Origin of the sequence: Paenibacillus sp. PAMC21692 (genome assembly GCF_014303795.1) — a bacterium.
Classification (GTDB): Bacteria; Bacillota; Bacilli; order Paenibacillales; family Paenibacillaceae; genus Pristimantibacillus; species Pristimantibacillus agaridevorans.
In genome coordinates, this window is record NZ_CP060293.1 from 5,019,667 (window position 1) to 5,032,380 (window position 12,714).

Sequence of the window (12,714 nt, forward strand, 5' to 3'; positions counted from 1 at the left end):
GGCAGTTTTGAAAAGCAAACGATTATTGGCATTCGGGAGGTGCAATCATGTTAGAGAGGTATGGACACGGAGGCGATCTGAGGACGGCCTCGGAAGTGTTCGGCAGAAGCACGGAATCCTTCGACGATTTCAGCTCGAATATGAATCCGCTTGGACCGCCGCCGTCGATAAGGAATGTACTTGCAGGATACCTGGAACATATTCATGCTTATCCGGACCCGGCTTCACGGGCATTAAAGAAGACGCTTGCGGACAGACACGGCATACCGGAGAACGCGATTCTTGTCGGCAATGGAGCGGCCGAGAGTATTGATCTTGCCGTAAGAGCGATTAAGCCGGGAGTAACCGCGCTTGCGATGCCATGCTTCGACGAATACGGGGATGCCGTTCGCAAGTTGGGCGGAGAGATCTATCCCATCCCGTTGGATGCGGCGAAAGAATTCGAATTGGGCGAAGCGGAGATCGATGCGGCAATAGAGCGATCCGGCGCCGACTTATATATGTTGGGTTCGCCAAATAACCCGACGGGGAGGCTGGTAGATTCCGGCCTGATTTACAGGTTGCTGGACAGCGGCGCGCATGTCGTACTGGATGAAGCCTTCCTTGACTTCGTCCCGGACGAAGGAAAGGTCACGCTTGTGCAAGCAGCTGCGCGGCATGAACGTTTTATCGTCATTCGTTCCATGACGAAGTTCTATTCGGTTCCGGGCATACGGTTAGGGTATGCCGTCGGAAAACCTTCGACAATCTCTCGGTTGCGCAAGCTCCAAGTGCCGTGGAGCGTCAATTCGCTGGCGCAGCAGATCGGGGAAGCAGCATTGATGGACGCGGAATTTGAGGCGAGAAGCAGGCAATGGCTGGTGACCGAACGACAGTGGTTAACCGATGAGCTTAGACGTTTGGACATGCAAGTCACTCCAAGCGAAGCGAACTATTTGCTGCTCCGCTTGCCGGAAAGTTCCCGGCTTAGCGCAAGTCAGCTGCAATTGGAGATGGGACGGCGCGGCGTCCTCATTCGCGATGCTTCCCGCTTTCAGGGTCTGGATCATCGCTACATTCGTGTAGCGATTAAGCTTCGGGAGCAGAATGAACGGCTGCTGCGCGCATTATCGGAATGCCTGGTCGCCGCAGAAGACGGAAGCGGGGATTCCGCATGACCCAGCCCTTCCGAACAATGGCCCAATACTCGCCTGTAATATGGCCGGAGCTGAGTCTGGAGCTGGAGGAAGATTTGCTTCGCGTCACGTTTCCTGTCGGGCTGCATGTACTGAGCAGCGCCATATTGCCCGGCGGCTTCTCGAAGGCCGAAACGCTGCTAAACTGGAAGGTGCCGCTCGATTACGGCGGCGGCGATCCATTGTCCCAGCTCAGGTCACGATGTCAGCTGGCGGGGGAGGACCCGGCACGAACGATTGGATTTATGACGGCGGCGAAGCTGACCCATGCCTCCATCCAGGAGCGTGACGGAGATCAGTGCAAACTTGTATGCTGCGCGACCGCCGGCACGCGCAACGCCGCGCGTGCCGGCTATGGACGCGAGACTTATTCGGCCTATGATCCGGGGACGATCAATATAGCGATCTTTATAGACGGACGCATGACAGAATCCGCGATGGCAGGAGCTATCATCACGGCAACGGAAGCGAAGAGCGCCGCGCTGCAAGAGCTGGGTATCAAGGAATGGGGGACGGAGCGTCTGGCGACCGGCACCACGACCGACGCCATAGCCGTCTGCGTCAGTCAGCGAGGGAGCAAGACGCATGCTTATGCAGGCGTTGCGACGACGATCGGCTGCGCGATTGGCGAAGCTGTCTTCCAAGCCGTATGGGAAGCGGTTGCTACGCAAAGCGAAGCCTAGCGGGAGGTTTGAGCCGGATTCGACAGGGGAATGCTGAACAAATCGATCTTTTTTTGTAATGACCCTGCAACTTTTCCATTATCTGAACGTCTATACGATAGCGCGCAGGGACGGCTTAAGAGGGCGGCATACGCCTCTAGCGGACCATACATGGCATTGCGCAGGAATAGATAGAGGAGTTGTAGAGATGCTGCAAGGACAACGCAGACAAACCTGGAAACGGAAAGCCGCTGCACTGACGATAGCCGCTGCACTAATCGCTTCGCCAATCGGACGGGTGTCGGCGCTGGACTCGCCTATTACATCGGGCACCAGCTACGTCATTTTGTATTTGAATAACCAGGAGGCTTTCCTGAACGGGGAGCAGGTTACGCTGGATTCGCCCGCGACCGTCAAGAATGGACGTACATACGTACCTGTCAAATTCCTCGGAGATGCCTTCGGCATGAAGGTGGAATGGCAGGAGTCCACACGGACGATCGTCATGGAGACGCCGTCTCACGAAATTTTGTTGGACACGGTGAACAAGTTTGCATGGGTCAACGGCATCCAGTTTCCATTCGATGATGTCGCGATGCTCAAGAACGGCAGGCTGCTTATTAAATTGACGTGGTTATCGGATTACATGGGCGCCACATACACGTACAACCATGAGCTTCGGCGCGTCGATGTTCTGTACGTCAACAAGCCGGAGGGCAATTATGACCCGGACCAGAACAATTCGAAGCCGGTTGCAAAGTTCGCTTTCGGCAAACCAACCTACCGGATCGGCGAACCCGTCAAATACATCAATCTGAGCTACGACCCCGATGCGGAAGGCGTTCGCATGGAGTGGGAAGGCAATGAAGAAGTTTTCTTTAAAGCAGGAACTTATCCCGTTACATTGACGGTTACGGATCAGAAAGGCAACAAAAGCAAGTCGTACACCCGTCACCTTGTCATTGAAGACGAAATCTACATGAACGAGGTCGAATATCCGATCTATACCAAGCCGATCGGCGGTTACATTGCGACGGATTGGAAGACGTTGTACGCTCATTATTTCAACCTGCCTGATTTGGCAAAGACCGTGACCGAAGACAAATCGCGGACCTTGCTGCTCAGCGATAGTCCGGAGACGTTTACGGAAACCGGCATTCTGTATCAGGATGTCATTAATGGCAAAGGCCGACTGTACGCGGATCATCTCAATGGTACGGGCAGCAAGGTCGGTTTCGCCATTATGGCAACAAACAAGACGGAAAACCCCGTCAAAATCCTGACGACGAACAAAGGCGAGGTGTTCCCGTCCATCTACGCGCATCTTATCGGCAGCGAAGCCATGGTGGACTTTCTTGCGTACGACGCAAAAACCGAGACGATGACGATTCCGCCTGGCGAGACATTCGTATACAAGCAGTTCCCGGATTTCTATCCCGGACAAGGCGTTAATTTGATGTACGATGTCGAGACGGACGGCGAGGTTCAATTTACATTCGCGACAGCCGATACCGTGTCGAAGAACATGCTGGATATGACCAAGCTTCCTTTCACCGGCCATATTCGCGGGACATTCCAGATTGCGGGCTTTGATTGGAAGGTAGACTTAACCGCGAACGGCTTAAAGAAACCGACTAAACTTGTCATCGGCGACGGCAAGATCGATCCGTTCCAAATGGGCTACGATCCGCAGCGCGGCGAAGAAGCTACGCTTTGGGGCAACTATGGGACGGTGTACCGCATCCATTCCGACAAGCCGCAGAAGATGGCCATCATGATACTGGCCAAAGGCGGTCCCTTCAAAGGTCCGTTCAAAATTAACGGAGAGCTTGTAAAGGTGCCGGCTTCCGGCGTATTGACGGCTTTCGACGGCATGATTATGCTTCACAAAACAACGGGCAAGGAAAAGTCGCTCGATATTGAATTCAGCCCGCCGGCCGGATCGGCTTTCCCGATTAACCTGATCTTCTATCCGCTCGACGATCGCTCGTTATAAGCGCAGTTATGTCAAGGCCATATGCCGCACCAATGAACAGGCATCGCTTCCTTCCTTCGAAGGCTGCGATGCCTGTTCCGCGCTAATCTTCATCTGGACAACTTGTGCGCTTCATATTAAAATATTAGTTCGGGTTTATTCGGGTCGTCGTTTTTGAACAGTCGGAATTTAGAAAGCGCTCTAACGCTTGCGGCACGCAAACCCCGGCATGAAGGAGCGATGTAAGGAGGAAGTTGATGAATCACGAAGCAGGGATGCCGCCCGGCAGTAGAAGAAAGCAGATCATCATTGTCGTATCGGTGTTCATAGCCGTCATTGCAGTCGCGGCGGTCATTTTCATGTTGCTCGTCCAATCGCTGAATCAGAAATCGGAACAAAAAAACAATGTGCTGGATTCCGTGTCGGGCTACACCTACCTGGCGGCCGAAGCGACGAATGGTTTGAAGCTGCATATCCTCAAGACGAAACCTTCGAACGTGACATTGGAGGTTATCTCGAACAATGTGACGTTGTCCGGCAAAGCGGGCGTTAACGGCGGCTTCTTTTACGGGACGGATCTGATGAGTCTAGCCGTGATCGGGGGCCATCCGGTTAACGGTGCCAAAAGTGATTACGGCAGCGGCTGGGAAAATATGAAATATGCGCGAGGCACCCTCGTTTGGGACGGAAAGTCGGATTCTCTAAGCGTTCAGGTCGTGAGGCAATCCGCGGAGCTGAAGATAAAGGATGTCGAGCGCTTCTGGGCGCAAGGCGGAATCAGCATGTCGCTTGGCGATGATGCGGGCTGGCAAGCGCAAACCCTTGCAGAGGCAGCGCCATTTCCGGATGATCTAAGGCTGCGATCGGGCGCCGTATATGACGATAAAGGTTTCCTGTATTTAATCGTGAGCGAAACGCCTGGCACATTAGAGTCGTTCCGGGACGGGATTAAGGAACTGCTGGACGATCAGGGACTAGTCGACGGCATTTTTCTGGATGGAGACGGATCCTCGCAGCTGCTCAGCAAAGAAGCGGCGCTGCCGGGGGACAATCGGCCAGTCGTTCAGATGATTCGTATTATGAAATAAAGCTTGGAAGGGTTGGATGGAGATGGGGCCGTTGCCGATCGACGAAGTGTTGCCGGAGCTGCTGGACTCGCTTGCGCGCGGACGCAATGCCGTGCTGGTCGCAGAGCCTGGAGCAGGCAAAACGACACGTGTGCCGCTGGCGCTGCTGAAGCAGAATTGGCTTGCCGGCAAGCGCATCGTTATGCTGGAGCCAAGACGGCTTGCCGCCCGTTCCGCCGCCATCTATATGGCTCGCGAACTTGGCGAGCAGGTCGGCGACAGGGTCGGTTACCGCGTACGGCTGGAATCGAAGATCGGTCCGCGTACCGTCATCGAGGTAGTGACGGAAGGAATTTTGACAAGAATGCTTCAGGACGATCAGGCGATCGAGGAAGTTGGAGCCATTTTGTTCGACGAATTCCATGAGCGGCATCTGCATGGGGATCTCGGTCTTGCGCTGAGTCTTCAGACGCAGACATTGCTTCGCAACGATCTGCGCCTACTCGTGATGTCCGCGACGCTGGACTCCGCTCCCGTTGCGGAGCTGCTTGGCGGAGCGGACATCATTACAAGCAAGGGGAGAAGTTATCCGGTTGAGACTGTGCATGCTCCCATGAAGCGGGATCGCGTATCGATTGACCGTTCTATGGCGGCGACGATTGCCAATGCTCTGCGCGTGCATGACGGAGACGTGCTGGCCTTTCTCCCGGGAATCGGGGAGATCCGTCGAACGGCAAGAGCGCTCCAGTCGCTTAACCTGCCTTCCGAAGCGGATATCCGCGAGCTGCATGGCGGCATGCGGCTCGAGGAGCAAACGGAAGCTGTCGCGCCTTGTCCGGCCGGCAGACGCAAGATCGTGCTCGCGACGTCCATCGCAGAATCCAGCTTGACTGTAGCAGGCGTGAAAATCGTCGTCGACAGCGGGCTCATGCGCGTCTCGCGCTTCTCGTCACGGACCGGGATGAGCCGCCTGGAAACTGTACCCGTGTCCAAGGCTTCCGCGGATCAACGACGGGGACGCGCGGGCAGACTGGCGCCAGGCGTCTGCTATCGCATATGGTCCGAGGAAGAGCACCGTTATCTCCCGGAGCAAGGCAAGCCGGAGATTGCGGAGACGGATCTTGCGCCTCTGGCGCTGGAGCTGTCCGTGTGGGGCATTAGAGATCCCGGCGAGCTGGATTGGATGACGCCTCCTCCGGAGTCTGCCTACGGACAAGCCGTTACGCTGCTTCAGGAGCTTGATGTGCTGGACGCATCCGGCTTGCCGACAGCGGAAGGCAAGCGGATCTGCAAGCTGGGTTTGCATCCCAGGCTTGGTTCCATGCTGCTTCGTTCCGCCAGGGAGGGCAGCGCCCGGGAGGCATGCGAGCTTGCCGCTCTCATCAGCGAACGAGACCTGCTGCCGTCGGAGCGCAGTCCGGATATAGGCCTGCGCCTGGCGGAGCTTCGCCGAGGCAACGGCTATGATCCTGCCATCCAGCGGATAAGACAGCTGGCGGAGCAGTGGAACAGAATGCTTGATCGGGAAGAATCGGCGGTTAGAAGCGGGGCAGAGCGTTTATCCATCGGCCGGATGCTGGCGTATGCCTTCCCGGACCGGGTGGCCAAACGCAGAAGCGACGGCCGTTATTTGTTGGCGAACGGCCGTGGCGCCGTGATGAAAACAGACGGTCCGCTGGCGCAGCTCCCGTATCTGGTTGTAAGCGAGCTTGACGACGCGGGGCAGGAGGCCAGCATCCGATTGGCGGAAGGGATCACCAGCGCAGAGATGGAATCCGGTCTTGAGGACTTCCTGCGACTCGACAAGGTTGTGGAATGGGATAGCGGAGCGAGAGCCGTAAGGGCGCTTGAACGGTTAAGATTGGGAGCTATCGTGCTGCAGGAGAAGCCAATGGCTGACGCCGATCCGGACCGGGTTGCCAATGCGCTGCTCGAAGCCATTAGGCAGCGAGGGTTGACTATGCTCCCGTTCAGCAAACAGGCACTCTCCTTGCTGGGGCGCATACGGCTGATAAATGGAAGCGGAGCCGCGGACTGGCCCGATGCAAGCGAAGAGGGGCTGCTGTCCACGCTAGACGAGTGGTTGAAGCCTCATGTGTACGGCATACGCAGGGAAGCCGAGCTGCAGAAACTAAATATGCAGTCTATCGTAGAGGACATGCTGACATGGAAGCAGCGTCAGGAGCTCGATGAGGAGGTACCCACTCATTATGTGGTGCCGAGCGGCTCGCGTATCCCTATCGATTATAGCAATCCCGAGATGCCTGTACTGGCTGTCCGCCTGCAAGAGATGTTCGGGCAAAAAGAGACACCTCGCATAGCGAGGGGCACGCTGCCGCTTACGCTTCATCTGCTGTCGCCCGCGCAAAGGCCCGTTCAGGTTACCCGGGATCTCGCAAGTTTTTGGGAAACTGCTTATTTTGAAGTAAAGAAAGACTTAAAGGGGCGCTATCCGAAGCATGTATGGCCGGATAATCCATACGAGGCCGTGGCGACAAACAGAACGAAGCCGCGGCCAAAGTCTTGAACGAGGGAAAAGGAATCTTGATTAAGGGAGGAACGGCATGATGACGATCATCTATGTATGTATCTTGTTATGGTTCGGATTAAGCGGGTGGGCGTTCCTCTTGATGGGCTGGGACAAACGAAGGGCCAAGCAGCGCGGGAGACGGCGCGTGCCGGAGAAACAGTTGTTTTTGCTTGCCGCCATCGGAGGAGCGATTGGCATTTGGGCGGGCATGAAGACGTGGCGACACAAGACGCAGCACCGAACATTTACGGTAGGCATACCTTATCTGGTCGCCGTGAATATCCTGGTTTATTTGACGTTGATCGGGTTTAGCGCCATGCGGGCAATGGAATAACAGTAAATGACAAAGCAGCTGAGTCTGAACGGACTCGGCTCTTTACGGTTGGGAGGAAGAGAGATGGAAGAGCAGGACATCTATACGGAGGAACAACGCAGATTGGCAGAGTCGCTCCGGGATATCGAGGCGCAACTTGGAGAGATCGGACCGCGCTATACGGGCAACGATTTCACCGAGCAAATGCTCGATTTGCAGCGCGAGGAGCGGAAGCGCCGGCTGGAAATTGCGAGGAAAGAGCCTTATTTCGGACGAATTGACTTTCAGGAGTTGCCGGAGTCCAAACAGACTTCGATAGAAGCGGAAGCGGGCAAAGAGAAAGCTCTATATATCGGCAAGGCAGGAGTGGCCAAGGGCGGCAGCAACGAGCTGCTCGTCATCGATTGGCGGGCGCCCGCCGCCAGCTTGTTCTATTCGTTCACGGGCGGCGATGCGCCGGCGGTATATGACTCTCCCGACGGGGAGGTCTCCGGTTACGTTCACCTCAAACGAAATCTGATGGTGCGCAGCGGCGAGCTGATCCGTGTCGTCGACAGTTATGTTCGAGGCCAGGAGGAAGGCGCCGTATCCGATGAATTCCTGCTTTATCGCCTGGGGGAGAACAAAGACAACAAGCTGAGGGATATCGTCTCGACGATTCAAGAGGAGCAGGACCGCATTATCCGTGCGGAGCGGAATAAGGCGCTATTTATTCAGGGCGTCGCGGGCAGCGGCAAAACGACAGTGGCGCTCCATCGATTAGCTTTTCTGCTATATCAGTACGAAGGCCGGATCAAAGCAGAACGAATGATTATTTTTGCGCCCAACCGCATGTTCCTGGATTATATCTCAGGCGTATTGCCCGAACTCGGCGTTGGCGACATTAGCCAGACGACCTATTCCGATTGGGCGATCGGACTGCTCCAGCATGAAGTGGCGTTATCCGATCCTTCGGAGACAATGGCTTATTGGTTCGAGCAGCCCCGGACGCACGCGGAGCTTGATCAAGCCTCCGGATTATTTAAGGGAAGCCTTGACTTCAAGGAGGCCATCGACGAGCAATTGAAGGAGCTTGCGGACAACATCGTTCCGGATGTATCGTTTATGCCGTTGCCGCGGATGGAGCTTAAACCGGAGCAAATGCAGGAGTGGCACGATACCGATTATGGCGAGCAATCGCTTATGGAGAAGCGGGATCGTCTTGCCAGCCGGATTCGCCGCTGGTTGGAGTCGGAGCTTAAGACAAAAGGAATCGCCGACAAGAAACTGCGTTCCACGGCGTTATCGAAGCTTAACGCCTTCGTAAAACGTATGCCATCTTATACGGCTGTTAAGCTGTACGCCTCGCTGTTCAAAGGAAAACAGGCGCTGACTACCGTACCGAAGCCGATCGCCAAAACGACGTCGGAGCGGCTGGCCCGAGGCGAAGCGGCGGCCGAGGACTTGGCGGCGCTTGCTTATATCCAGCTTCGATTATACGGATTGCAAAATGCTCCGTTCGATCATGTCGTCATCGACGAAGCGCAGGATTACTCGCCGTTCCAGCTCGAGACGTTGAAGCTATGCCAACGGACCGTGTCCATGACCGTGCTCGGCGACCTGCAGCAAGGCATTCATGGCTATACGGGGATTCGGCATTGGGACGAGCTTAAACAATTATTCCCGGACGATCAGGCGGACTACTTCGAGCTGAACCGAAGCTATCGATCGACGATGGAGATCATTGAGTTCGCGAACGTCATCCTGGGAGGCATGACTGGCGGCGTCAAACCGGCCGTACCTGTTTTCCGCAGCGGAGACCCCGTTACAGTAGAACATGCCGGGGCGACGAATGAGGATTGGCTGCGGCGTATTGCGGACACGGCCAGGCAGTGGCAGGAGGCTGGCGAATACGATACGATCGCGATTGTTGGCCGAACGGCCAGAGAATGCGAGGACATTTACAGCTATTTTATGCGAGATGGAATGACGGCATCGCTTGTCCTCAGCAAGCAGCCCGCTTATGAAGGAGGACTTACCATCGTTCCCGTCTACTTGTCCAAAGGGTTGGAGTTCGACGCCGTGCTGATTGCGGATGCAGGAGCAGATGCTTATGGTCCCATGGACGCTAAACTCCTATACGTAGGCTGTACCCGCGCGCTGCACAAGCTTACGTTATTCTATCGCGACACTAGAACATCGCTATTGGAAGGCTGGCATCCTGCCGATTAATCAACATTGACAAGGGTACGACTAAATACGTTATGTCTCCTCCGCGTTCCGTATGATATTCTATAATAACGACACAATTTTATCGGGGGGAAAAACTGGCGTGGATTTTCGTATGGAGTTTTTATCTTTTTTTGTCATCCTGACCGACGGGGACGGAGACGATTCGTCCGGCAGGCGGTTCAAACATTATCAGACGCTGGATGGCGTCGATTACGAGCAAAGCGAGATCAAAAATTTTTTGGATGAGGAATTCAAACGAATCGTGAAACGCAAGGTGGAGCGCAACCCGAACAGCGCCGGTGCGCCGACGAAGATCGGACGATTTATGGTGGAACCGGGATACGAGCTTGGAAGCAATCAGAACTACAATCTGTTCCAGCGGCTCCGCGACGCCGATACGCGAGAGAGGTTCATTGGCATTGCCGACGAGCTCGTGCGCATCTATATGGATACGAGCGCGGTGCGCGGCGGCGCCTTCGTCATCGCCCGCGCCAAGCTGAATACCTATTTCGACGAACCGTTTTTGTTTTTGTTGAAATGCGATTTCGAGCCCAAGATCGCCCGGATCTCCGACGAACGTAGTTTGATCTCCCATGTGGAGATGGCGATCAGCGCCAGGAGCATCAAGTCGATCCAATATCCTCATATGCCGGAGGAGGGTTCGCTCGATCAGTGGGAGCTTAAAATTCATCAAGCCTCGCATGCGCGTTATTTCGAGGATTTCTTGAAATATGTATCTTACGAGAAACCGCTGCCTGAAGTCATCGGCGATCAGGTGGTAGAGATGGTCCATCAATATATTGCGGACAAATGGCAGGAGGAGACAAGCTCCGAACGCAGCGAGGAAGAAAACGCGGTTGAAGTATGGGCGGCAAGCGAGAAGCGGGAGCTGCAAGAATGGTGGTCGCAAGAGCAGGTCGAGACGGCAGCCGCCGCGCTGGTAGAGCAGAAGCCGGATCTTCCGTTTAGCTTCAAGCTGGGCGGCGTAACGGTAAAAGGATTGTTGTCCGACTTCGGAAATTCGCTTCGCTTCGCCAAACATAACGGCCGATACATTGCGGTCATCGAAGGAGACTTTTTCCAATTCGAGAAGGGAATGTCGCCCGTCGAGCTGTTGCAGCCGATGGAGCTTGTCGACGTCATCCCCCTCATCGGCACGAAGGTGGAACAGCAGGAGGACGCAACCGGCCGCTACAACGAATCAGAAGCAGCGGCAGGCAGCGATGACGACGTTCCCTGGTAAAGAGTTAATGGACTGGCTAGGTATGCCGACCCGTTTTGCGGGCAAGGATGATAGGTAGACGATCAAACCCTGGGGAGACGGTCCTTGACCGTCTTTCCAGGGTTTGCTTGTTCCAACTAACCTTTTGAAGGGAGTCCTATCATGATTATTAATCTTGCCGCATTCGCCTTGTTGCTTATATGTACGGCTTTTTTCGTCGCGGCGGAATTCGCAATTGTACGGATGCGCCCCAGCCGGGTTGCGCAGATGGTGGATGAAGGCGTCAAAAACGCCAAGTCCGTTCATCATGTGACGTCGCATCTCGACGGCTATCTGTCCGCATGCCAGCTCGGCATTACGGTCACGGCCCTTGGATTAGGCTGGCTTGGCGAACCTACGGTGGAAAAGCTTCTGCATCCTCTTTTCCATACGCTCGGTATTGAAGGCAAGGGGCTTGCGGTACTTTCCTTTCTGATCTCGTTTCTACTTGTCACTTATCTGCATGTCGTCCTGGGCGAGCTGGCTCCCAAAACCGTCGCCATCATTCAACCTGAGCGGATCAGCTCATGGACGGCGCCTGTTCTGATCGGATTCCACCGCGTAGCGTATCCCTTCATCTGGCTGCTTAACGGCTCCGCTAATGGATTGGTCCGACTGCTTGGCTTACGTCCAGCCAGCGAGCATGAGGCGCACTCCGAGGAGGAGATTCGCCATATTTTATCCGAGAGCTTCGAAAGCGGCAAAATCAATAGCAACGAATTTGGTTATGTAAACCGAATCTTCGACTTCGACGAACGGCTTGCCCGTGAAATCATGGTGCCTAGAACGGATATGGTATGTTTGTTCGTCGGTCAGGATCGCGAAGAGCATGCTGCCATCATTCGGCGAGAACAATATACCCGATATCCGGTGGCGGACGGAGATAAAGATACGATTATTGGTATTCTAAATACAAAACATCTGTTTATCCACGATTACGGGGAGGTAAAGCCCAGCCTTCGGGAGCTGCTACAGCCAACGATGTCCGTACCCGATGTTATGCCTGTCAGCAAGCTGATGGGGCTGATGCAGATGAATCGGGTACATATGGCTATTCTTCTGGACGAATACGGCGGCACTTCCGGACTGCTTACGATGGAGGATATCGTCGAAGAAATCGTTGGAGAAATTCGGGACGAATTCGACGAGGACGAAACCGTTGAGATTGAAAGGCTGGAGAGTCGTCATTATCTGGTTGATGGCAAAGCATTAATTAATGAGGTTAATGATGCAGTAGGCATTGGGTTGCCTGTGGATGAAGCGGATACGATTGGCGGTTGGATCTATCGGCAGCAGCCGACGTTGTCCGAGGGCGAAGTCTGGCGTTATCACTCGACGCGATTCATTATTCGGGAGCGGGACGAACACCGCATTCGCAAAATCGAAATTTTCGCCGACGATGCGGAAAGTGAAATGAGCGAGTATGGACATGCATAGCTAAAAATCAACTAAAAATTAATAATCTCAAATTAAAGATTCTTAGCTTGCATTTTATTCATTTGAGTGGTAAAGTGATAACG

General features: G+C 54.6%; 9 protein-coding genes. All 9 read left to right on the top strand.

The window, feature by feature from the left end; all coding sequences use genetic code 11:
* Positions 1–47: 47 nt before the first annotated feature.
* The 9 genes from cobD to H7F31_RS20115 all read left to right on the top strand — a co-directional run bounded on the left by cobD (position 48) and on the right by H7F31_RS20115 (position 12,631).
* Positions 48–1,157 (top strand): threonine-phosphate decarboxylase CobD, encoded by a 1,110-nt coding sequence (cobD, locus tag H7F31_RS20075; protein WP_187100227.1) that lies wholly within the window; start codon positions 48–50, stop codon positions 1,155–1,157.
* Complete coding sequence (locus tag H7F31_RS20080; RefSeq protein ID WP_187100228.1) at positions 1,154–1,858, top strand: adenosylcobinamide amidohydrolase; 705 nt, start codon at positions 1,154–1,156, stop codon at positions 1,856–1,858. Before cobD ends, H7F31_RS20080 begins: the two co-directional genes overlap by 4 nt.
* 187 nt (positions 1,859–2,045) lie before the next feature.
* Positions 2,046–3,833 carry a copper amine oxidase N-terminal domain-containing protein gene (locus tag H7F31_RS20085; protein WP_187100229.1) on the top strand — a complete coding sequence of 596 codons (1,788 nt, stop codon included), beginning with the start codon at positions 2,046–2,048 and terminating at the stop codon, positions 3,831–3,833.
* A 236-nt stretch (positions 3,834–4,069) separates the two neighbouring features.
* Positions 4,070–4,900 (top strand): phosphodiester glycosidase family protein, encoded by an 831-nt coding sequence (locus tag H7F31_RS20090; RefSeq protein ID WP_187100230.1) that lies wholly within the window; start codon positions 4,070–4,072, stop codon positions 4,898–4,900.
* 22 nt (positions 4,901–4,922) lie between these two features.
* Positions 4,923–7,406: an ATP-dependent helicase HrpB gene (gene hrpB / locus H7F31_RS20095; protein ID WP_187105440.1), complete on the top strand. Its 2,484-nt coding sequence runs from the start codon at positions 4,923–4,925 to the stop codon at positions 7,404–7,406.
* A gap of 37 nt (positions 7,407–7,443) precedes the next feature.
* Positions 7,444–7,743: a DUF1294 domain-containing protein gene (locus H7F31_RS20100; protein ID WP_261800065.1), complete on the top strand. Its 300-nt coding sequence runs from the start codon at positions 7,444–7,446 to the stop codon at positions 7,741–7,743.
* Positions 7,744–7,806: 63 nt separating this feature from the next.
* Entirely contained in the window at positions 7,807–9,933 is a 2,127-nt protein-coding gene (locus H7F31_RS20105; RefSeq protein ID WP_187100231.1) for a HelD family protein, read from the top strand.
* Positions 9,934–10,033: 100 nt separating this feature from the next.
* Positions 10,034–11,176 carry a DUF3900 domain-containing protein gene (locus tag H7F31_RS20110; protein ID WP_261800066.1) on the top strand — a complete coding sequence of 381 codons (1,143 nt, stop codon included), beginning with the start codon at positions 10,034–10,036 and terminating at the stop codon, positions 11,174–11,176.
* A gap of 141 nt (positions 11,177–11,317) precedes the next feature.
* Positions 11,318–12,631 carry a hemolysin family protein gene (locus H7F31_RS20115; RefSeq protein ID WP_187100232.1) on the top strand — a complete coding sequence of 438 codons (1,314 nt, stop codon included), beginning with the start codon at positions 11,318–11,320 and terminating at the stop codon, positions 12,629–12,631.
* Positions 12,632–12,714: the final 83 nt, after the last annotated feature.

Excerpts from the sequence above, each read along its gene's own strand:
- H7F31_RS20090 (WP_187100230.1), top strand. The coding sequence starts at position 4,070 with ATGAATCACGAAGCAGGGATGCCGCCCGGCAGTAGAAGAAAGCAGATC.
- H7F31_RS20085 (WP_187100229.1), top strand. The coding sequence starts at position 2,046 with ATGCTGCAAGGACAACGCAGACAAACCTGGAAACGGAAAGCCGCTGCA.
- hrpB (WP_187105440.1), top strand. The coding sequence starts at position 4,923 with ATGGGGCCGTTGCCGATCGACGAAGTGTTGCCGGAGCTGCTGGACTCG.
- H7F31_RS20115 (WP_187100232.1), top strand. The coding sequence starts at position 11,318 with ATGATTATTAATCTTGCCGCATTCGCCTTGTTGCTTATATGTACGGCT.
- H7F31_RS20080 (WP_187100228.1), top strand. The coding sequence starts at position 1,154 with ATGACCCAGCCCTTCCGAACAATGGCCCAATACTCGCCTGTAATATGG.
- H7F31_RS20105 (WP_187100231.1), top strand. The coding sequence starts at position 7,807 with ATGGAAGAGCAGGACATCTATACGGAGGAACAACGCAGATTGGCAGAG.
- cobD (WP_187100227.1), top strand. The coding sequence starts at position 48 with ATGTTAGAGAGGTATGGACACGGAGGCGATCTGAGGACGGCCTCGGAA.
- H7F31_RS20100 (WP_261800065.1), top strand. The coding sequence starts at position 7,444 with ATGATGACGATCATCTATGTATGTATCTTGTTATGGTTCGGATTAAGC.